23 protein-coding genes are annotated in these 20,671 nt (G+C 69.3%); 3 read left to right on the forward strand and 20 right to left on the reverse strand.

Annotation, left to right across the window (positions count from 1 at the left end):
• Positions 1–110: 110 nt before the first annotated feature.
• Together mutY and ACZ5UM_RS13760 are read right to left on the reverse strand one after the other, a co-directional pair.
• On the reverse strand, positions 111–1,214 hold the full coding sequence (gene mutY / locus ACZ5UM_RS13755) for an A/G-specific adenine glycosylase (RefSeq protein ID WP_464844868.1): 1,104 nt from the start codon (positions 1,212–1,214) through the stop codon (positions 111–113).
• Positions 1,215–1,310: 96 nt separating this feature from the next.
• The gene (locus tag ACZ5UM_RS13760; protein ID WP_464844869.1) at positions 1,311–2,183 is read right to left on the reverse strand and encodes a DUF1657 domain-containing protein; all 873 of its coding nucleotides are present in this window, start codon (positions 2,181–2,183) and stop codon (positions 1,311–1,313) included.
• A gap of 137 nt (positions 2,184–2,320) precedes the next feature.
• Between ACZ5UM_RS13760 and ACZ5UM_RS13765 the strand changes: the two genes are divergently transcribed.
• Positions 2,321–3,112: a DUF3891 family protein gene (locus ACZ5UM_RS13765; RefSeq protein WP_464844870.1), complete on the forward strand. Its 792-nt coding sequence runs from the start codon at positions 2,321–2,323 to the stop codon at positions 3,110–3,112.
• 63 nt (positions 3,113–3,175) lie between these two features.
• On the opposite strand, the gene ccsA is transcribed toward ACZ5UM_RS13765, so the two are convergent.
• The 6 genes from ccsA to ACZ5UM_RS13795 all read right to left on the reverse strand — a co-directional run bounded on the left by ccsA (position 3,176) and on the right by ACZ5UM_RS13795 (position 8,260).
• Positions 3,176–4,465: a cytochrome c biogenesis protein CcsA gene (gene ccsA / locus ACZ5UM_RS13770; protein ID WP_464844871.1), complete on the reverse strand. Its 1,290-nt coding sequence runs from the start codon at positions 4,463–4,465 to the stop codon at positions 3,176–3,178.
• Between the two features lies 1 nt (position 4,466).
• The gene (locus tag ACZ5UM_RS13775; RefSeq protein WP_464844872.1) at positions 4,467–5,984 is read right to left on the reverse strand and encodes a cytochrome c biogenesis ResB family protein; all 1,518 of its coding nucleotides are present in this window, start codon (positions 5,982–5,984) and stop codon (positions 4,467–4,469) included.
• Positions 5,985–6,024: 40 nt separating this feature from the next.
• Positions 6,025–6,729 carry a cytochrome c biogenesis CcdA family protein gene (locus tag ACZ5UM_RS13780; RefSeq protein WP_464844873.1) on the reverse strand — a complete coding sequence of 235 codons (705 nt, stop codon included), beginning with the start codon at positions 6,727–6,729 and terminating at the stop codon, positions 6,025–6,027.
• A gap of 18 nt (positions 6,730–6,747) precedes the next feature.
• On the reverse strand, positions 6,748–7,392 hold the full coding sequence (locus tag ACZ5UM_RS13785) for a redoxin domain-containing protein (protein WP_464844874.1): 645 nt from the start codon (positions 7,390–7,392) through the stop codon (positions 6,748–6,750).
• Between the two features lie 186 nt (positions 7,393–7,578).
• A complete protein-coding gene (locus ACZ5UM_RS13790; protein ID WP_464844875.1) occupies positions 7,579–7,908 on the reverse strand; it encodes a hypothetical protein in 330 nt (109 codons plus the stop codon).
• 16 nt (positions 7,909–7,924) lie between these two features.
• On the reverse strand, positions 7,925–8,260 hold the full coding sequence (locus ACZ5UM_RS13795) for a LysM peptidoglycan-binding domain-containing protein (RefSeq protein ID WP_464844876.1): 336 nt from the start codon (positions 8,258–8,260) through the stop codon (positions 7,925–7,927).
• A gap of 234 nt (positions 8,261–8,494) precedes the next feature.
• On the opposite strand from ACZ5UM_RS13795, the gene lexA reads away from it, so the two are divergent.
• Positions 8,495–9,112, forward strand: a complete 618-nt coding sequence (lexA, locus tag ACZ5UM_RS13800; protein ID WP_464844877.1) for a transcriptional repressor LexA — start codon at positions 8,495–8,497, stop codon at positions 9,110–9,112.
• 112 nt (positions 9,113–9,224) lie between these two features.
• On the opposite strand, the gene ACZ5UM_RS13805 is transcribed toward lexA, so the two are convergent.
• The 9 genes from ACZ5UM_RS13805 to ACZ5UM_RS13845 form a co-directional block, all read right to left on the reverse strand.
• Positions 9,225–9,710 (reverse strand): DUF456 family protein, encoded by a 486-nt coding sequence (locus ACZ5UM_RS13805; RefSeq protein WP_464844878.1) that lies wholly within the window; start codon positions 9,708–9,710, stop codon positions 9,225–9,227.
• Between the two features lie 13 nt (positions 9,711–9,723).
• A complete protein-coding gene (locus tag ACZ5UM_RS13810) occupies positions 9,724–10,998 on the reverse strand; it encodes a methionine gamma-lyase family protein (RefSeq protein WP_464844879.1) in 1,275 nt (424 codons plus the stop codon).
• Positions 10,999–11,046: 48 nt separating this feature from the next.
• Entirely contained in the window at positions 11,047–11,247 is a 201-nt protein-coding gene (locus ACZ5UM_RS13815; RefSeq protein WP_464844880.1) for a sigmaY antisigma factor component, read from the reverse strand.
• Positions 11,240–11,560: a YxlC family protein gene (locus ACZ5UM_RS13820; RefSeq protein ID WP_464844881.1), complete on the reverse strand. Its 321-nt coding sequence runs from the start codon at positions 11,558–11,560 to the stop codon at positions 11,240–11,242. The genes ACZ5UM_RS13815 and ACZ5UM_RS13820 overlap by 8 nt, the downstream gene beginning before the upstream one ends.
• On the reverse strand, positions 11,550–12,071 hold the full coding sequence (sigY, locus tag ACZ5UM_RS13825) for an RNA polymerase sigma factor SigY (protein WP_464844882.1): 522 nt from the start codon (positions 12,069–12,071) through the stop codon (positions 11,550–11,552). The genes ACZ5UM_RS13820 and sigY overlap by 11 nt, the downstream gene beginning before the upstream one ends.
• Before the next feature lie 36 nt (positions 12,072–12,107).
• Complete coding sequence (locus ACZ5UM_RS13830) at positions 12,108–12,944, reverse strand: ABC transporter permease subunit (protein WP_464844883.1); 837 nt, start codon at positions 12,942–12,944, stop codon at positions 12,108–12,110.
• Complete coding sequence (locus ACZ5UM_RS13835) at positions 12,937–13,860, reverse strand: ABC transporter ATP-binding protein (RefSeq protein WP_464848384.1); 924 nt, start codon at positions 13,858–13,860, stop codon at positions 12,937–12,939. Before ACZ5UM_RS13835 ends, ACZ5UM_RS13830 begins: the two co-directional genes overlap by 8 nt.
• Before the next feature lie 113 nt (positions 13,861–13,973).
• Positions 13,974–15,293 (reverse strand): anaerobic C4-dicarboxylate transporter family protein, encoded by a 1,320-nt coding sequence (locus tag ACZ5UM_RS13840; RefSeq protein WP_464844884.1) that lies wholly within the window; start codon positions 15,291–15,293, stop codon positions 13,974–13,976.
• A 401-nt stretch (positions 15,294–15,694) separates the two neighbouring features.
• Positions 15,695–16,150 carry a GreA/GreB family elongation factor gene (locus tag ACZ5UM_RS13845; protein WP_464844885.1) on the reverse strand — a complete coding sequence of 152 codons (456 nt, stop codon included), beginning with the start codon at positions 16,148–16,150 and terminating at the stop codon, positions 15,695–15,697.
• Positions 16,151–16,400: 250 nt separating this feature from the next.
• Between ACZ5UM_RS13845 and ACZ5UM_RS13850 the strand changes: the two genes are divergently transcribed.
• A complete protein-coding gene (locus ACZ5UM_RS13850; protein ID WP_464844886.1) occupies positions 16,401–17,423 on the forward strand; it encodes an AAA family ATPase in 1,023 nt (340 codons plus the stop codon).
• A gap of 42 nt (positions 17,424–17,465) precedes the next feature.
• Here the strand turns inward: ACZ5UM_RS13850 and hfq are convergent, their stop codons facing one another.
• Genes hfq through mutL form a run of 3 tightly spaced genes read right to left on the reverse strand, consistent with a single transcriptional unit; the run spans position 17,466 to position 20,661 of the window.
• Entirely contained in the window at positions 17,466–17,738 is a 273-nt protein-coding gene (gene hfq, locus ACZ5UM_RS13855) for an RNA chaperone Hfq (RefSeq protein WP_464844887.1), read from the reverse strand.
• Complete coding sequence (gene miaA / locus ACZ5UM_RS13860; RefSeq protein ID WP_464844888.1) at positions 17,735–18,694, reverse strand: tRNA (adenosine(37)-N6)-dimethylallyltransferase MiaA; 960 nt, start codon at positions 18,692–18,694, stop codon at positions 17,735–17,737. Before miaA ends, hfq begins: the two co-directional genes overlap by 4 nt.
• A complete protein-coding gene (gene mutL / locus ACZ5UM_RS13865; protein WP_464844889.1) occupies positions 18,691–20,661 on the reverse strand; it encodes a DNA mismatch repair endonuclease MutL in 1,971 nt (656 codons plus the stop codon). The genes miaA and mutL overlap by 4 nt, the downstream gene beginning before the upstream one ends.
• Positions 20,662–20,671: the final 10 nt, after the last annotated feature.

Below are 20,671 nucleotides of genomic sequence, written 5' to 3' on the forward strand. Positions count from 1 at the left end.
ACGCAGAGCTGGCAGAATGTACCAACCATCCGGGCTCGTTCTGACCCGCTGGCGATTGCGGGTAATGCCGTCCCAGGTGACCTGGCCAAGGGTACGCGCGGCGCATGCCTTCACGATCTCTGGGGGAACACCCGGGCGAAGATCCGGTGGTAGATGGACGGGAACGCGTAGGCGGCCAGTTCCCCGGGCCTGACCCAGCGCACCCCTTCCCCCTCCGCCACCTCGGCCCCCGGCGCCAGCCACGCGCGGAAGCAGCGCAGGTGCCAGACCAGGTGCGTGAACACGTGCGTTTCGTCGGCCACGTGCTCCCCTACGGAGATCTCCGCGCCCAGCGCATCCCGCAGGAGGGCCCGGAGCGCCTCCTCCGGGCTCGCTTCTGCCGGCACATCGCCGCCGGGAAGCTCCCACAGGCCCGCCAGCAGCCCCCCGGCGGGCCGGCGGACGATCAGGACCCGGCCGTCCCGCTCGATGATGGCCGCGACCCGTTCCACGGGCCGGGGGGCCTTCGCCCGCCCCTTCACCGGGAGCCGGGCTTCCTTCCCGGCCTTTCGGCCCTCACAGAACTCCCGGACGGGGCAGAGCAGGCACTTGGGACTGCGGGGCGTGCAGATCACCGCCCCGAAGTCCATGAGGGCCTGGTTGAAATCCCCGGCCCGATCCGGCGGCATCAGGGCGCGCACCAGCGCCTCGATGGCGCGGCGGGTCGCGGGGCGGGAGACGTCGTCGGCGATCGCGTACAGTCGGGCCATGACCCGCAGCACGTTGCCGTCGACGGCGGGCACGGGCAGGTTGAAGGCGATGGAAAGGATCGCCCCGGCGGTGTACGGCCCCACGCCCTTCAGCCTGGAGAGTGCCCCGGGATCCGCGGGCACCTCCCCGCCGTAGCGGGCCACCACCTCCCGCACGGCGGCTTGTAGGTTGCGGGCGCGCGCATAGTAGCCCAGTCCCTCCCAGGCCTTCAGCACCTGCTCTTCCGGTGCTGCCGCCAGCGCCTCAGGCGTGGGGAACTGGGCGATCCACCGCTCGAAGTAGGGGATGACCGTCTCGACGCGAGTCTGCTGCAGCATGATCTCGGAGACCCAGATGTGGTACGGGTCACGGGTGCGGCGCCACGGCAGGTCCCGCGCATTCGCCCCGTACCACTCCAGCAGGCGGCCGGCCAACGCCGCCGCCCGCCTGCGCTCGTGCTGTTCCTCGTGCTGGGCAGTATCCAACGCTTTTCACCGGCGTAACCATTCGCCGCCGTGCCGCCGGCCTCCTCCCCCGCGGCGAGGGCCCACGCCGGCCTCCGCCACCACCCGCCCCGTTGCCTACTGCTGCGCCTGCGGCTGGCCGCCCTGTCCCTGGCCGCCCTGGGGCTGCCTGCCCTGCGCCTGCTGTCCCTGCTGGCCCTGCTGGCCTTGCCGGCCCTGCTGGCCTTGCTGGCCGCCCTGAGCCTGCTGACTCTGCTGGCCACCCTGGGCCTGCTGCACACTCCCGCACGGCCCCTGCCCCTGCAGGTCTGCGCCGGCCCCGGTGGTCTGCACCGCGGGGTTCTCCTGCGCCGTACTCTGCCCGCCGTCCGGATTCTGGCCGCCGCCCTGTCCGCCCCCCTGACCGTTGGCCCACTGCTGCTGCTGCCACTGGCCCTGTCCCCCGGTCTGGCCGGCGGCCCAGCCCGCCGCCTGCTGCCCCTGCCCTTGTCCCTGTGCCTGTCCCTGTCCCTGTCCCTGTCCCTGTCCCTGTCCTTGTCCTTGTCCCTGTCCCGGGCCCTGGCCCTGCCCCGGGCCTTGCCACGGGTTGTACCCCTGGTACTGGCCAATACTCTGGGCCTGGTTCTGCATCCAGCCCTGTCCCTGGTTCTGCCCCGGCGCGTGCGCCGTGTCCTGACCCTGCTGCTGGACTCCGTGCCCCTGGTGCGGGTTGCCCTGCGCCTGGTGTCCCGCCTGCTGCCCCGGCTGCTGGCCGCGCTCGCCCTGGCCGCCCCCCTGCCGGCCCTGTGCGTGCTTCACCAGGGCGTTGTACTGCCCCAGGTACTGCAGGCGCGACTCCAGGATCATCACGTGGCGCTCCATGTCCTCCGCCATCTGCTTGAATATCTGGTTCGCCCTTTCATCCTGCGACTGGGAGGCGAACAGCAAGTAGTTGCCTTTGGCCGCCTGCGCCATGGCGATGGCGCGCTCCAGATCGCCGTGTACCGTCATACCTGCATCCTCCTCCTGCCACCTCCCTGGCGAACAGGGAAGGGCCGCCTCAGCGCCGAAATCCACGTATGTCGGCCGCCGGCCGGCGGCCGCGCTCCGGCGCTAGTTTCTGCATGACGAAAGCGAGGTATGCGACGATGATCGTGCGGGCGGAACACGGGCAACTCTGGCTCACGGAGCAGGTGGTACACGCGCGCCTGAGCGCCGAACTGGTCGACGGCTGGGGCGGCTTCTGCACCCCGGTGGCGCCGCTGGAGTCCGTCCGGCTCGCCGCGGCCCTGCACGACGCCGGCTGGGCCGAGGTGGACGCCCGGCCGGAAGTCAATCCGGAGACCGGACGCCCCTATTCGTTCCTGGACATTCCCCAGGATGTTCACGTCGCTGCCCACACCCGTACGGTGCGCCGGGCCCGGCGGGCCGATCCCTACGCCGGGCTGCTCACTTCCCTGCACAGCGCCGGCCTTTACCGGAACCGCTACGGCTACCTGCCCCACATCGCCGCACGGCCGGTCGCGCCCCAGTGGCGGGAGGCCGTGGACCGCTTCCTGGCGGAGCAGGACGCCGTGCAGGCCGAACTCACCGCCGCCCTCCGCCCGGATCCCGCCGTGCTCTGGACGCACTACCGCTGGTTCCAGCTCTGGGACATGCTCTCGCTCTTCTGCTGCATGCTGAGCCCGGAGAGCACCCCCCACCGGTTTCTCTGCGCGGTGCCCACTGAGCCCGGCGGCGAGGATGTGGCGCTCTACCTGCGGGGCACGGACGCCCGGACCTTCGAGGTGGACCCGTGGCCGTTTGCCCCCGAGCGCATCGTCCTGCGCTGGCCGGCGCGGGTCCTCCCCGATCGGCCGTACCGCAGCCAGGACGAGTTCCACGAGGCGTACGCCCAGGCGACGCCCGTGCAGCAGGAGATCGTCCTGCAGCCCCGATAAAGCGAGCGGGATCCGCCCGTCGAACAGGCGGATCCCGCTTGCTATCTTTCGCCACTGCGCTCGTCAGTCGCCGCCGGCGTAGGAGTGCAGGCCGACGATCAGCAGGTTCACGCCGACCAGCGTGAAGAGCACCACCCCGAAGCCGATCACCGCGATCCAGGCCGACCGGCGGCCCTCCCAGCCGGCGGTGATCCGGAAATGCAGGTAGGCCGAGTACACGAGCCAGGCGATCAGCGCCCAGGTCTCCTTGGGATCCCACATCCAGTAGCGGCCCCAGGCTTCCTTCGCCCAGATCATGGCGAAGATCAGGCCACCGAGGGTGAAGATCGGGTAGCCGATGGCCACCGCGCGGTAGCTGATCTCGTCCAGCAGATCCGGGTCGCCGCCCACCCGCACCGCCAGGGCGTCGCCGATGCGGCCCTTGGCGATGAACCGGCGGATGAACCAGTAGAGCAGCGCGCCGATGACCAGCGAGTAGAGCAGGGTGTTCAGGTGCTTACCTCTCCACCCAAAGGGCACGACGAACAGCGGAAGGGGGATCCCCAGGAAGGACCCCTTCTCCCCCACCACGGCGCCGTACGGTCCGATGATGGGCGGCAGGTGGTAGGTGGTCATGCCGTTGTTGAACACCCAGGCAAACCCGGCGTAGCGCAGCACCAGGGCCAGCACGGTGAAGCCGACGACCACGAGGATGAGGTAGAACACGACCTCCATCGCCCGTACGCCGATAATGCGCTCCCAGCGGCTGACCCCGCTCGGCGCGTGAGGCGCAGCCTGTCCGGGAACGGCGCCGCCCTCCAGGCCCGCCGCTTCGCTCGCTGCCCTCGCCTCAGCCAGCTCCAGCCCGCGCACCCGCAGCAGGTAGAGCATGGCGGCGCCGAACGCCACCGCGAAGAAGCCTTCGCCCAGCGCGGCCAGGCTGACGTGCAGCGGCAGCCAGATGGACTGCAGGGCCGGGATCAGCGGCTGGACTTCGGGCGGGAACACATAGGAGTAAGCCAGCAGCGCGATGGTCACGGGGGTGACCAGGGCGCCGAGCACGTAAAGCTGGTACATCCGGTGGAGCACCAGGAACGCCACCATGCTCGAGAACGCCATGAAGCCGATGAACTCGTACATGTTGGAGGTGGGCCAGAAGCCCGACCCCTGCCAGCGGGCCACGATGGCCAGGCCGTGCAGGACCACGCCGATGAAGTTCGCCACGGTGCCGTGGGCCGGCGTCCGGCTGAACCGGGTGCCACCGGAGATCCTGCGGCCCAGCGTGCCCGAGACGTACAGCAGAAACGCGGCCAGATACGAGGCAAAGGCGCCGAACAGCAGCCACTGCGCGGCGTCCAGCAGAAACGGGTTCATCTCAGCTCAGCCCCTCCCCCTGGGGTGCGGTGAAGAGTCGCTTCATCTCCCGAGTCAGTGCAAACCGGTTCTTGTACGCCCTGGCGCCGACCAGGATCTGCCCGTTTTCCTCCCGGACCCACACCTGCCAGTGGAAGATGAAGAACGTGACCACCATGCCGATGAACACGACGGCGAGTCCGGCGTACATGTAGGGCACGGTCTTGTCGTGGTGCAGCTTCAGGGCGGTGTACCACCGGCTGTCGACCCGCTCCAGCTCCAGATAGTAGGGCCCCTGGAATACGGGCTCCTGCCCCCGGGCCAGGGCCAGGGCGATGAGACCGACCGATTCCCCCACGTCCGTCTCCACCACTTCGGCGAACAGCACCGGATTGCGCACCTCATACGAGGCGTTGGTCGGCTCGTTGGTCTCGGGATCCAGGATGAAGTCGTGCAGGTAGGTGCGCACGACCAGCTTCAGGCCGGTCCCCTCGATGGGGTACTCGGGCGCCGGATCCCGCAGGTCAAACGGGATCGTGGTGAGCACCTTCCCGGTATCGGCCTCGACCATCCGCAGGTGCGCCACGCCGGGCTCCTCCCGCCACGACGCCTGGTAGATCTCCCAGCCGCCGTACGAGAGCGGCTTGTTCACCTCGATGGTCCGGCGCAGGACCTCCTGACCGTCCACGATGATGGAGGCGTCGGTCGCGTACAGCGACGGCATACCGTTGTCGTAGAACTCCATCGTGAACTTGTGGTTGGTGATGGCGAAGTTCTCGCCGGGCACCTTGACGGTCTGCCCGTCCGGAATCCAGACGTCCCGGACCTCGTCCCAGCCCGGCAGCGCCTTGGCGAATGCGGCAAAGCAGACCACCAGGAGGCCGATGTGCAGGATATAGGGCCCGTAGCGGCTCAGCCTGCCCTTCTCGGCGTAAAGACACTCCCGGTCCCGCCAGATGCGGTAGCCCGCCCGCTTCAGCTTCGCCTCTGCCTCGGCCAGGCTCCCCGGGACCTCCAGGACGACCTGCTGCCTGCGCAGGAAGTGCGGCAGTTTCCAGACCTGCGGCCGGGTCAGCATCCGGTGCAGCGGCACCAGCCGGTGCAGCGAGCAGATGATGAGGCTGACGACCAGCATCAGGATCAGCGTGGCGTACCACCACGAGGAATAGGTGTGCGTCAGCCCCAGCCGCAGGAAGAGGTTGCCCCAGAACTCCCCGTACCGGTCGGGGTAATACAGATGCGGAGGCCGCCAGTCCTGGTACATCGATTCCTGCTCGATCACGGTGCCGAGGATCGACACGACGGCGATGACGATGATGATCCACGACGCCACCTTCGTCGAGGCGAAGAAATCCCAGGTCCGGTCGAGCCAGACCAGCCAGGGGTTCGGCCCCCTGGGCCCCTGCGCCCGGGGCCGGTCTCCCAGCGCCAGCCCGCAGTGCGGGCAGAACTGGGCCCCGGCCGGCAGCGGGCGCTGGCAGTCCGGACAGTTGGCTGCGTGTACTGCGGCCAGAACGAAACTCCCCCCTTGCCAGCTCATCCCCCTACATCCCCTGCCAGAACCTGCGCCAGGGTCCCCCTCAGAATCCCGTGAACCCGGTGACCTCCAGCAGCCAGGCGGACATGCGCTCCAGGCCGCCGGTGGCCAGCAGCAGCCCCATCACGACCATGACCGCGCCCCCCACCCGCTCGATGAGCAGCGAGTACCGGGCGAGCCTGCGCACGGACCCCAGGGCGTACGCCATGCCGATGAACGGCAGGGCAAAGCCCACCGAGTAGGCCAGGAGCAGCAGCCCGCCGTACCCCGGGCTGGTCGCGGCCAGCGCGAGCACGGCGCCCAGGATGGGCCCGATGCAGGGCGTCCATCCCGCGGCGAACGTCAGGCCGACCAGGGCGGAGCCCAGGTAGCCCTCAGGCCGGCTCGCGAGCTGCCGGCGGGTGTCGCGCATCAGGAACGGCAGCCGCAGGATGCCCAGGAGCTGCAGCCCCATGACGATGATGAAGATCCCGCCCACGATCGGGAGCCAGGAGCGGCTGCTGTAGAAGAAGGAGCCGAGCGCGCTGGCGGTGAGGCCGAGGGCGATGTAGATCACTGAGAAGCCCGCGAAGAACGCCAGGCTGTGCTTCAGCACACGCGCGCGCACAGCCCGGCTGCCTTCGGAAAGCTGGTCCACCGAAACGCCGGTGACGTAACTGAGGAACGACGGGTAGATCGGCAGGACGCAGGGCGACACGAAGGAGAGCACCCCTGCGCCGAAGGCCAGGAACAGGTTCGGCGAAGCCATAGCCATCGACTCTCCTCATCAGCGGGCCATCAACCGCTGCACCTCAAACTCGATCTGCGCCCGCGACATTTGGTACTGGTAGACCGCGCGCACGACGCCTTCCCGGTCGATGAAGAACGTGGCCGGGAGCGGCAGGATGTTGTAGGCGCTCTGGGCCTCCTCGTCCGCATCGATCAGGATCGGCAGATGGAGCCCGAGACGGTCGGCAAAGTCGCGCACGGCCACCCGGGACTCGCCGACGTTGATCGCGAAGAACTGCAGTCCGTCGGCCCGGTACCGGTCGTAGACCTCCTGGAAGTCGGGCATCTCCTTGCGGCACGGCGGGCACCAGGTCGCCCAGAAGTTGAGGATCACCGGCTGGCCTCTGAGGTCGGAGAGCCTGACGGTGCCGCCGTCCAGCGCCGGAATCTCGAAGTCCGGCGCCGGCGAGCCCACCTCCGGCACCGCGCTGGCGTCGGTACGGGGCACCAGCAGCATGAACAGGACCAGAACCGCCATGATGCCGAGCGATACGCCCGAGACCCAGCGCTTCCAGGCGGGACGCTTCCCCAGTTCAGCGGCCTTCCGGGCGGCTTCCGCCGCCCGCAGGTCCCAGCCGCAGGCGCTGCAGAACCGCCATTCGGCCCGGAGCTCGTTCCCGCACGCCGGACAGTGCTTGGCCAAACGCCTCACCCCGTGAATACAGTCGCTTCCGATGGTGACGTGGATACCTGCGTGACCGCGGCCCACGTACTCCCGATTATAACAAAGTGTCACCCAATAAGGTCAATCCTGCGTGGATCGGAAGTGCCAGACAGTAACGGGTCTGCACGCTCAGGTGCAGACCCGATATCGCCCGATGCGCGGGGATCAAGCCGAGCCGGGCCGGGCAGCACGGCGACTCGCGGGGTAGCGGAACGCCGCCTGCTGGTTCCAGGCCCTGAGCTCCGGAAACATCCGGTCAACGGCCAGCGAGATCTCGAGCATCCGCAGACCGCCCCGCTCCTCCACCGGCTTGCGGGCCGTCTCGGCCAGCATGCGGCCCAGCCGCCGGCTCAGGGCGTGCAGCTGCGCCTCGTCGGAAAAGTCGCCGGCGGCCGCGGCCTGCAGCACCGCCCGATGGCGCCTGCGCAGCCGCAGCAGCCGCGCATACAGGTCACCGGGCATCCGGCCCTCGAAGCTCTGGACGACAACCCCCATCTCCGTCCCCCTCCCCTCAGCGCATGTCGGTCGGGACGAACAGCACCTGGCCGGGATAGATCTCCGCGGAGGAAAGTCCGTTCAGCTGCTGGATCTCGTAGATGAGCTCGCGCACGTCACGGTTGCCCGCGTGCGCGACGGCGATGTCCCACAGCGTATCGCCGGGCGCGACGGTGTGGTGAACGCCCGCGGGCGGCTCGCTGGGCTGCGTGTGCACGAGGCGGGGGAACAGCAGTACGGCTGCGGCGACGGTCACCACGAACAACACGGCAAGCGTGCGGGCCCTGCGGACCGCCTTGGGCGTGCGCCGCCGAACCACCCGGACCCGTGACTGGGCGCTGTGCGCCGCCATCGCCATCCCTCCCTGCACCGAACGGCTCTTTGGTTCCTTCGGAACTTGTGTTCGTCTTCAGCCTACCACGAATGGATGTTCCCGTCAAGGCCGTCTGCGCATTTTTCGAACAGGCGTTTGCAGAACGGCGGACATGTGGTACAATCTACCCAACCGGACCGCGCGCCGGAGAGATCGGGGTGGGGCAGCTCTGACGGGACGGGCTCCCGCCCTCACTACAGGGGGTGTCGCTGCATGCCGGAACCCTTGACGGAGCGCCAGCGCCAGATCCTGCAGTTTATCAAGGATGAGATCCGCACCAAGGGTTACCCGCCGTCGGTGCGGGAGATTGGCGAGGCCATCGGCCTCAGCTCCAGTTCCACCGTTCACGGGCACATGACCCGGCTGGAGGAGAAGGGGTACATCCGCCGGGATCCCACCAAGCCCAGGGCCATCGAGGTGCTCGATGGCAGCCACACGCAGCTGAAGCGCACCATTGCGGTGCCCATGGTGGGCCGGGTGACCGCGGGCCAGCCCATCCTGGCCCAGGAGGCGATTGAAGACCACTTCCCGCTGCCGGCCGACTTCGTCCGGGCCGACGAGTCCGAGCTCTTCTTCCTCACCGTGCAGGGCGACTCGATGATCGACGCGGGCATTCTCGACGGCGACTACGTCCTGGTGCACCGACAGCAGCACGCCAACAACGGCGACATCGTCGTCGCGCTCATCGAGGACGAGGCCACGGTCAAGCGGTTCTTCAAGGAGCAGGATCACATCCGGCTGCAGCCGGAGAACCGGTTCATGGACCCGATCATCGTGCCGGACTGTCAGATCCTCGGCAAGGTGGTCGGCCTGGTCCGCCGGATGGTCTGAACAGGCAAGCGAAGCGGCCCTGTGTGAGCCAGACGCTCACACAGGGCCGCTTTCGTTTCCTCGGCCGGATCGGCGGCCGGGCGCGCAGAGGCGCGGCCGCCCGGCGCCGTGCCTACACCAGCACCTTCACGATGAAGGCCACCGTCAGCCCGAGCGCCACGACGACGTTCACCACCACGGAACCGAGCACGCCGACCAGCCCGCCGAACCCCGCCCTGACCGCCTCCCCGCCGGAGCGGCCCGCGAACAGCTCGAAGAGCGCGGCCCCCAGGAAGGGCCCGAGCAGGAGCCCCAGCGGCATGAAGAAGAGCCCGACGATGGAACCGATCACGGCGCCCCACGCGCCGGCCCGTCCGGCGCCGAAGCGCCTGGCGCCCCAGGCCCGCGCGTAATGCTCCGCCACCTGCGTCGCGGCCACCACGAGCAGGGCCACAACAAGGAAGCCGGGCGTGATCTCGCGAAACCCCTCCAGCACGCCGTAGCCCAGCATGGCCAGGAACACCACCGGCAGCCCCGGCAGCGCCGGGATGAACGTGCCCACCACGCCCACCAGCATGACGACGACGGCGATCAGGAACGCGATCCACTGCCCGGTCATGTCACCACTCCCTCTACACCTTCAGAATGCCGGCGGCCGCCAGATCGTTCGCGGCCCGGAGGGCGGCCAGCATGACGTGCTCCCGCGTGAGACCCCCCTGAAAATATGCGACGTACGGCGGACGCACCGGCCCGTCAGCGGAAAGCTCGATCGATGAACCCTGGATGAAGGTGCCGGCGGCCATGATCACCGGGTCGTCGTAGCCTGGCATGGCCCACGGCTCGGGCCGCACGTGGGCGTCCACCGGGCTGGCCTTCTGCACCGCCTGGCAGAAGGCGATCAGCGCCTCCGGCGTGCCCAGCTCCACCGCCTGCACCAGGTCGGAGCGCGGCGCATCGTAGGCGGGCCGTACGGCAAAGCCCAGGATCTCGAAGAAGGCGGCCGTGAACTGCGCGCCCTTCAGGGCCTCGCCGGTCACGTGCGGCGCGAGGAAGAGCCCCTGGTACAGCAGGCGGTTGGCCCCGGCGTTCGCCCCCACCTCGGCGCCGATGCCGGGCGCGAACAGCTGCGCGGCCGCCCGCTCCACCAGGTCGGCCCGGCCGACGATGTACCCGCCTGTGGGGGCAATGCCCCCGCCGGGATTCTTGATCAGCGACCCGCACGTGAGATCCGCCCCCACCTGCGGCGGCTCCTGCGCCTCCACGAACTCGCCGTAGCAGTTGTCCACCAGCACGGTGATGCCCGGGTTGGCTTCCCGGGCGGCGCGGATGATCTCCCCGATCTCGGCCATCGTCAGGGGCGCCCGCAGCGAATACCCGCGCGACCGCTGGATGAACAGACAGCGGGCGTCCGGCTTCTGCACCGCCCTCGCGACGGCCTCCACGTCCACCGTCTGGTCCGGCCGCAGGGGCACCTCCTCGTACGCCACGCCCCACTCCGCCAGGCTGCCGGCCCGGCCGCGGATCACCTGCTGCAGCGTGTCGTAGGGCGCCCCGGCGGCGGCGATCAAGCGGTCGCCGGGGCGCAGGGCCGCAAAGAGCCCGGTCGCGATGGCGTGGGTGCCCGAGGCGAACTGGACGCGCACCAGACCGGCCTCCGCCCCGAAGGCGCGGGCGAAGACCTCGTCCAGCTTCTCACGGCCGATATCGTTGTACCCGTAGCCCGTGGATTCCGCGAAATGCACCTCCGAGACGCCCGCCTCCTGGAAGGCGGCCAGCACCCGGGCCTGGTTGCGGAGCACAAGCTCGTCGATCCCGGCCCACACGGGCCGGACGCGCTCCAGGGCGGCGTCAGCGGCCCTGGCGATGGCCGCGGGACAGTCGGGGATGAGTTGGTTCCAGATGTTCAAGGGCGCAACCTCCAATAAGCAGCAATGCACAGCATACCGTACATTTTATCATTGCCGCCTCCGGGGCCGCACCACCAGCAGCCAGTAGAACAGGGTGGGCATCGGGAACTGGATCAGCCCCAGCAGCCCCCAGAACCAGGCCCTGGCGCCCCGGCGCCGCGCGTCCAGGAAGAGCAGCGTCCCCTGGGCGCCCAGCAGCAGGGCGATCAGCACCCATCCATACCAAGGCACCTGTGTCGGATCATTCATGGCTGACCCTCCTCCCCCCGGCGTGCACCAGCGCCGCGCCGGCCGCCACCGCCACGGCCAGCACCGCCTGGGCGGCCAGGAAGTACGCCGGGAACCGCAGCGACGCCCACAGCCAGCCGCAGAGGATGAGCCCCGCGACCGCCAGGAAGCGCAGCAGGTCGCGGCGCAGCGCCTCTCTCTGCTGCCGCTGCACATCCCGGACCAGCAGGATCATCGCCCCGATCTCGGGCGGTCGTTCATCGTCCACCGCGCCAGCCAGCGCATCCAGTCCCTCCCGCAGGGTCCGCTCCCAGGGCTCCGAGTTACGCGTCATCCTGCCCCAGCCCCCTTCGCAAGGCCCGCACCCCGCCGTGGATGCGGGACTTCACCGTTCCCACCGGGATCTCCATCCACCGGGCGATCTCCTCATACGTGTAGCCGTAGTAGTGCTTCAGCACCACAGGCAGGGCGACGTCCCGGGGAAGCGCCTGCAGCGCCGCCATCAGGCCCTGCACATAGGCCGACGGGGCCTTGTGCCAGAGCGGCTGCTCCCCCGCCGCCCGCACCGCCGCCCGACGCTCCCGCTTTTCCCGCCGGAGCCAGTCCAGGTAGAGCCGGGTAGCGATGGAGATCAGCCAGGTGCTGAAGCGGGAGCGGCCCTCGAACTGGCCGATGCGCTCCACCGCCCGGATCATCGTCTCCTGGGTCAGGTCCTCCGCCAGGGCGCGGTCAAAGGTAACCGTCACCAGGTACTTCTTCACCGGCAGGTAGTTCTGCTGCAGCAGGAGCGCCAGCGCGGCCGCGTCGCCCCGCCGCGCTTTCCGGATCAGATCGGCTTCATCCAAGGGCCTCACCCGCCCGTCCGTGGTATGCGGCCGGCCTCAGCGGACCTGGCTGGCGAAGAGCTGCTGCCGGTTCAGGCGGCGCAGCACCTGCCGCAGCAGCAGCCCGTCCAGCAGGAGCAGGCCCGCCCCGACGGCCAGGACCACCGGCAGACTGAACACCAGCACGCCCGTCACCTGCCCCGCGACCAGCAGGAGCAGCGGCAGCACCACCATGCTGCCCAGCTGGTACGCCGCCTGGAACGTCGCAACCCGCGCGCTGATGAACACGTTCAGCAGGATCGCCAGCAGCGCCACCCCCGGGATGACCAGAAGGACCAGGGGGATCCAGTTCGCCTGTGGGAAGATCAGGCGGCCGAACAGCGGCCAGGCCGCGGCGTTCACCGCCGCCGTGCACAGGAGCAGCGTGGTCAGCGAGAGCCCGATCGCCGGAACGAAGGGCGCCAGCACCTTCCCGGCGAACAGCGACCGCATGTCGACCGGGGCGAACAGCAGCGTCTCCAGCGTGCCCCGCTCCTTCTCGCCGGCGAACGAGTCGGCGGAGATCACCGAGGCGGCCATGAGCGGGATCAGGAGGAAGAACGGCGCCAGGAAGTAGTTTGCGCCCACGTAGATCAGCCGCTGGCTGAGCTCCGGGAGCCCGGCCAGCACGGTCGCCAGCTCCCCCGGGGGCAGCTTCTCCACCCAGCCGATGACGAGCTCCACGTCGGACGGCGCCATCGCCCCGGCGCCGAACCGGAAGGCCAGCACCATCCCGACCGGCACGACCACCCCCAGGATCAGCGGCACGACCAGCATCGGCAGCCAGACCTGAAGGTTGGCGGTGATCGCCTGAATATCCTTCCGCGCGATGGCCAGCACGGCTCTCCTATTCACGCGCCGCACCTCCCGTGATCTTGAAGTAGAGGGCCTCCAGGTCCTGACGGACGGGCGCGGCGCTGTAGACGGCCGCCTCCTGCGCCAGGCTGCGCAGGAGCCCGGGAACCGCCTCCCGTCCCGGTACCGTGAACGCGATCCGCCCCGGGCCGACCCGCCTGGCGGGCATCCCGCGGTACTCGCTGCCGGTCAACGGCAGATCCGTCTCCACCTCCAGCGTCACCGCCGGGAAGTACCGCGCCTCCAGTTCCTCCAGGGTGCCCTGCTCCACAACCCGGCCGCCCAGCAGGAAAAGAAAGCGGTGGCAGACGATCTCCAGCTGCTGGAGCAGGTGGGAGCAGATGATCACCGTGGTGCCTTCCCGCTCGTTCAGGTCGCGGATGTACGCCAGGACCATCCGGATGCCCTCGGGATCGAGGCCGTTGGTGGGCTCGTCCAGGAACAGGATCTCCGGCCGGTGCAGCATCGCCTTCGCCAGCCCCAGCCGCTTCTTCATGCCGGTCGAGTAGGCGCCCACCTTGCGGTCGGCGGCGTCGTCCAGGCCGAACGCCGCCAGCAGGGCGTCGGGACGGCCCGGGTCGTCCACGCCGTACAGTTCGGCGAAGAATCGCAGGTTCTGCCGGCCGGTCATGCTCAGGTAGAGCCCGGCCGACTCGGTCAGCACCCCCGACATGCGCCGCACCGCCTCGCCGTCCGCCCGGGGGTCGTACCCGCCCACGCGGATCTCGCCGGCGTCGGGGTCCAGCACGCCGTTGAGGAGCCGCACCGTAGTCGTCTTGCCCGAACCGTTGGGCCCGATGAAGCCGACGATTTCGCCCCGGGCCACGGTGAAGCTCAGGTCGGTGAGCACCGGCCGCCCGCCGAAGCCCTTGGCCACGCTGCACACTTCCAGAAAGGCGTTGTCCTTCATCTGCATCACCCGCCGGTCCGACGCCTGAGCGGGGCAAAAAGTTCACTGCCAGAACAAAGAAATGCGCAGAAAAACCGGCCCTTCCCGCTGGGGGAAGGGCCGGCAGGCTTCGCAGCAGATCAGAAGACGATGGCCTGCATGATGAAGCCGAAGATCACGCTGAGCGTCACGGCAATCAGGCCCGGGATCATGAAGCTGTGGTTCAGCACGTACTTGCCGATCCGGGTGGTGCCGGTGGAGTCGAAGTTGATGGCGGCGATGATCGGGCCGTAGTTGGGGAGGAAGAAGTAGCCGTTCACGGCGGGGAACATGGCCGCCAGGAAGGGAACCGGGATGCCCAGGGCGATGCCCAGCGGCATGATGGCCCGGGTGGTCGCGGCCTGGGAGTTGACCAGCACCGAGAAGAAGAACAGCACGATGGCCAGGAGCCACGGAGCCGACTGCACGACGCCGCCCAGCTGGGCGTTGATGACCGCCTGGTTGCCGCTGAACCAGGTGTCGCCGGCCCAGGCGATGCCGAAGATGGCGATGAGGGCGTTGGCGCCCGCCTGGAAGACGGAACCCTTCACCAGCGAGCCCACGTCGGCCTTGGTCACCCAGAGGATCACCGTGGCAGCGACCAGCATCACGATACAGATGGCGTGCCACATCTGCAGGCTCGCACCGCTGGCGAAGGTCGGCCGCAGCGAGGGCACGGCGCCCAGGATGACCACCGCGATGGCGGCGACCAGGAAGATGATGACCGAGGGTACGGCGCCGGGCGGGGCCTTGTAGGCCATGAGCTCCTCGCGGGACTTGGGCTTCACCGGCTCGATCAGGCCGGCCTTGACCCGCCGCTGATACTCGGGATCGTCCTCCAGCTCCTTGCCCATGAAGTTACAGATGAACGCCGTGATCATACAGGCCAGGAAAGTGGACGGCGCGGTGATCAGCATGAGCTTGGGGAGCGTCATCCCCATGGCCTCGGTCAGACCCAGCATGGCCACCATGGCCGCCGAGATCGGGCCGCCGGTAATGGCGAACTGCGAGGCGATGACCGAGATCGAAAGCGGCCGTTCGGGGCGGATCTTGGTCTCGCGGGCCACCTCGGCGATAACCGGCAGAACCGAGTACGCCACGTGACCGGTGCCCGCGAAGAAGGTGAACGTGTAGGTCACGAACGGGCCGAGGAACGTGATGTACTTCGGGTTGCTGCGGAGCATGCGCTCAGCCAGCCGGACGAGGTAGTCCAGGCCGCCGGCCGCCTGCATCGCCGAAGCGGCACAGACGACCGCCAGGATCATCAGCATGACGTCGATCGGGGGCGAGGTCGGTTCCAGTTTGAATACGAAGACCAGCACTGCGAGGCCGACGCCGCTGGCAAGACCGATACCGGCGCTGCCGAGGCGGACGCCCAGATAGAGGAATACAAGTACGACGAGCAGCTGCAACCAGACCAAGAAAGGGTGCACCTCCTTCTGATTGTCCTGCCTCGAGCATACTTGTTTCGCTGCTGTAGTCGCTATCCGCCTCTGGTACCCGCTTGCGAAAGCACCTATTGGCTTTTCCCGGCTAGTCCCTTCGACCACCGGGCGCACAGGCAAGATGCTCGAACCGGCGGCCGTTCCATGGCTGAAAGGCGGACGCCCAGACGGCGCCGCCGGCTTTTCGCGCGGCACACGCACCGACAGGGCCGCCCCCGCGTGGCCGCGCCGGCGCATGCGTGGTCCGCGAGACCATTTTGTCCCTCGGCTCTCTGCCTGATTCAGGTACTAGGCCGAGCCGACCGCCGCAGGTGACCCGGTGCGCCATAGCACAAAAATACGAAAAGGCGGGGTGCTCCCCGCCGCTCCTCAACCCTTCATGGTCTGGTTCCCACCGCCGCAATCCGGTAGGTGAACCGGCCCCCGGGCGCATCGATCACCACCCGCTCGTTCACGCGCTTCAGCAGCAGTGCGAGCCCCAGGGGCGATAGACAGGAGATGTGTCCCTTCTCCGGATCGCCTTCATCCGGAAGGACCACGGTGTAGACCTCCTCGGTGCCGTCGGTCTCGTCCACGAGGGTCACCGGCATATCCATGAACACGACGTCCAGGGCCGCGTCGTCGCCCTGCTCCCCCATGCGCTCCAGCAGCTGGCTCGCCACCTCCACGTAGCGGCGCAGGTGCGGGCGCACGCTGTAGGCGAGACCTTCGCTGCCCGGGCTGGAGAAGTACTCCTCCATCTGGGTGTTCAGAAGCTCTTCCAGCACGCGCAGCCGGCTGGCGATCCGCGACCGCATGTGCTCGATCTCGGATGGCGGACGTGCACGTACCATGGCATCACGACCTTTCGCAAGGAGATGTTCACCGGCGGCCTCTGCCGGATTTTTCCGCGCATACGGAGCCACTCCGCTCTGGGAACGGAGTGGCCACCCCTCTTGCCAATAGTATATCACAATTGCCAGCGGCTGTAACTGGTCCGACAGCGCGCCCACTTCCGGTATGCCCTCCCACTTTTCGGCAGTTCCGTTCCCCCTCATGCTGGACGGCAGGACGGGTGCGTATGCTTGCACGAGGTGGATTGCGATGGCCAGGGTGCGACAGCCACAGCGGATGGAGGAAATCAGCAACTGGCTCCGTGAGGGCCGCATCACCCCGGCCGACGCCCTGCAGATGGCGATCGACCTTCGGCGGCGGCGCGCGGCGCCCCGGGCGCAGCCCAGGCCCGCGGACGCCGGCGAGGATCGGGAGCGTCGGGTCCGGGCGGTCATCGCGGAGCTGGACGGGCTGGTCGGCCTGGAGCCGGTCAAGCAGCTGGTCCGCGAACTGCAGGCCTACATTGCGATCCAGCTGCGCCGCGCGCGGGCCGGCCTGGCCAGCCAGCCCAGCAGCCTGCACATGATCTTCACCGGCAACCCCGGCACCGGCAAGACGACCGTGGCCCGCCTGCTGGGGCGGCTCTTCAAGGAGATGGGCGTACTCCCGAAAGGCCACATGGTCGAGGCGGAGCGAGCGGACCTGGTGGGCGAGTACATCGGACACACGGCCCAGCGCACCCGCGATGTGGTCCGGCGCGCCCTGGGCGGGGTGCTTTTCATCGACGAGGCCTATTCGCTCGCCCGGGGCGGCGAGCGGGACTTCGGCAAGGAGGCCATCGATTTCCTGGTGCGGGCCATGGAGGAGCACCGCGGCGAGCTGGTGCTGATCCTGGCCGGCTACCCCGACGAGATGGCCTGGTTCCTGCGGCAGAACCCCGGCCTGCGGTCCCGCTTCGCGCTGACGATCCACTTCCCCGACTACACGCCGGAGGAGCTGGTGGCCATCGCCGAGATGATGCTGCACCGCCGGGACTACCAGCTCACCCCGGACGGGCGGGCCGCCCTGCGGCAGATCCTCCGGGGCCGCGGCTGGCTGACCGCCGGCGAGCACGGGAATGCCCGGGCCGTGCGCAACCTGATCGAGCGTGCGATCCGCTGCCAGGCCCTGCGGCTGGTCGACCGGCCGGACGCGACCCGGGCGGAGCTGATGGCGATCACCCGCGCCGACCTGGAGGACGCCGTGGCGGCAGCAGCCGGCCGGTCCTGGCGGTGGGACACGAACGGGCCGTGAGGGGTGAGAAAACAACGGGGACCGCCTGGCTGGCGGTCCCCCTCACTCTGCGCTCTCAGGCTCCTCTTCGGCGTCTCCCCGCATGATCTGCGCCACCGTGGCGGGCAGCGGCCGCATCGGCGTGATGGTCGAAAGCGCGTGCTTGTACACGAGCTGGACCTTGCCGTCGAGCTCCACGGCCACCGTGAAGTTGTCGAACCCGCGAATCTGTCCCTTCAGCTGGTATCCGTTGACGAGATAGATCGTTACCGGGATGTTCTCCTTACGAAGCAGGTTGAGGAATCCATCCTGCAGGCTGGCTGACGCCCTCGTCACTCGATCCGCCCCTTCCTCTCTCTACAGGGCCATTTCTCCCTTACCAGTCTGACGATTTCCCCGGCCGCCCGGTTCCGGGCCTCCGGGTCGGTCACATCCAGCCACCGGAGGCGCCGTTCCCGCCGGAACCAGGTGAACTGCCGCTTGGCGAAGCGCCGGGTGTTGCGCTTGATCAGGGCCACCGCCTCGTCCCAGGTGAGCAGACCGCGCAGGTAAAGCACCAGCTCCCGGTACCCCAGCGCCTGCAGGGCGCGCACGTGCGGAGGGTAACGGCTGAGCAGCCGGCGCACCTCCTCCAGCCACCCCGCGGCCAGCATGGCGTCGACGCGCTCGTCGATGCGGGCGTAGAGCTGCGCCCGGTCCATCGTCAGGCCGATCATCAGGTCATCGTACCGGGGCTCTGCATCCGCCGCGGTCTGCGTGGCAGAGATGGGCACGCCCGTCTGCGCGTACACCTCCAGGGCCCGGATGATGCGGAACAGGTCGTTGGGGTGCAGCCGTGCGGCCGACACGGGGTCCACCTGCTGCAGCCGGGCGTGGAGATAGCCCGGACCGTGCCGCTCCTCCTCCTGCCGGAGGCGCGCCCTCAGTTCGTGATCTGCCTCCATCGGGGTGAAGGTGTACTTCTCCACCACGGCCCGGACGTAGAGGCCGGTGCCTCCCACCAGCATGGGCAGCCGCCCCCGGGCGCAGATCTGCGGGATCAGTTCGTCCACCCGGGCCTGGAACTCGGCCACCGAGAAGTCCTCGTCCGGCTCCTTGATGTCGATGAGGTGGTGGGGCACGCCGCCCGCCTCCTCCGGCCGGATCTTGGCGGTGCCGATGTCCATGCCCCGGTAGACCTGCATCGAGTCGCCGGAGATGATCTCGGCCCCCACGGCCCGGGCCACCGCCACCGAGAGGGCGGTCTTGCCCACCGCCGTGGGGCCCACCAGCACCAGAAGTGGCAGCTTCACCGCTTGAACCTCTTCTCCAGTTCAGATACAGACACGCAGATGATGGTCGGCCGCCCGTGCGGGCAGGTCTCGGGCGCTGCGCAGGCCGCCAGATCCTGGATGAGCGCCGCGATGTCCTCGGGCTGCAGCGCATCCCGGGCCTTGATGGCCGCCTTGCAGGCCGCCATGGCGGCCAGCACCCGCCGCCGCCGGTCGGTCACCGGCGTGCCCGGCGCGACCTGGTCCTCCTGCAGCCGGTCCAGGAAGTCGGAGACCAGCCGGGCCACGTGGTCTGTCCCCAGTCCGGCGGGCACCCCGTGGATCAGCAGCGTGTTCCCGCCGAAGGGCTCCGCCTCGAAACCGCTCTCGGCGAAGATGGCGGCGTTCTCCCGCCAGATGGCCATCTGCGCCGGGGTGAGGTCCAGCGTCAAGGGGAAGAGCAGCCGCTGCACGCTGGCCGCCTGCTCGTGCGCCGCCGCGTAGAGCCGCTCGAAGAAGATGCGCTCATGGGCGGCGTGCTGGTCGATCAGGTAGAGCCCTTCCGGCCCGTCGCAGGCGATGTAGGACCGGTGCACCTGGCCCAGGGGCCTGAGCGACCGGATCAGCCCGGCGGGGTCGGTAGGGCGGGGCACGAAGCCGGCCTCCGCCAGGTCGGCCACCGGCGCGCCAGCTGCGGCCACCTCGTTGCCGGCCCGGTCCGCCAGCACAGCCTGCAGGCCGCCCGGCGGCAGGCTGCCCAAAGACGGGCTGCCCGGCTGGGGACCTCCCGGGGAGGGGCCACCGCGCGGCTGGTACGTCCGTGCCGCTTCCCGGGCGGTATTCTGCGCGTCCGCGCCGGCGGCGGATACCCCCCAGGGAGGAGGTGCGGCCCGACCGCCCCCCTCACCGGGCCGCCCGGCGCCCGGGGGCACCCAGCCCCGCTGCAGGGCCGCCTTCTCCCCGGCCCGGTCGGGCACCCGCACCTCGCCGTCCGGCGAGACCTCGGTGCCGGGGATGAGCAGGGCAGCGCCCAGGCTCTGGCGTGCCGCCTGGTAGACGGCCGCCCGCACCTCCCGGTCCCGCTGAAACCGCACCTCGGCCTTGGTCGGGTGGACGTTCACGTCCACCTCCCGCGCATCCACCTCGATGAACAGGACGCAGACCGGGTAGCGGCCGCCGGGCAGGAGATGGGCGTACGCCTCCTCCAGCGCGTAGCGGGCGGCGATGGTGCGCACGGCCCGGCGGTTGACGAAGAAGTACTGGTGCGTCCGCCCGGCCCGGGCGATGGCGGGCCGGCCCACGAAGCCCCGGACCTGGGCCGCGTCATTCCGGTAGTCGACGGGGATCAGCTCCTTCGCCACCTCCCGGCCCAGGAGCGCCGTGACCGCGCCAATGAGGTCGCCGGTGCCCGGGGTGGCGAAGACCTGGGCCGGGCCACTGTGGAAGCGGAAGGCGACCCCGGGGTTGGCCAGGGCCAGCCGCGTCAGGATGTCGCCGATCTGGGCCATCTCCGTCGCGTTGGTCTTCAGATACTTCAGCCGGGCGGGGACGTTGTAGAACAGGTTCCGCACCGTCACCCGGGTGCCGGCGGGGCAGCCGTGCTCCCCCTCGGACACGACCTGCCCACCCTGCACGACGATCCGGTAGCCGGCCAGCCGGTCATGGGGCCGGGTGATCAGCTCGAACTCGGAGACGGCGGCGATGGAAGGGAGCGCCTCCCCCCGGAACCCCAGGGTCGTGATGGCGTGCAGGTCCTCGGCCGTGCGGATCTTGGAGGTCGCGTGCCGTTGCAGGGCCAGCCGGGCGTCCTCGGGGAGCATGCCGATGCCGTCGTCGCTCACCCGCACGAGCTCCCGCCCGCCGCCGCTCACCTCCACCACGATCCGCTTCGCCCCGGCGTCCAGGGCGTTCTCCACCAGCTCCTTCACGACGCTGGCGGGCCGCTCCACCACCTCGCCCGCGGCGATCTGGTTGGCCGTCTGCTCGTCGAGCAGGTGAATCCGGGCCAATCTCCCACCT

Source organism: Symbiobacterium ostreiconchae (genome assembly GCF_055396975.1).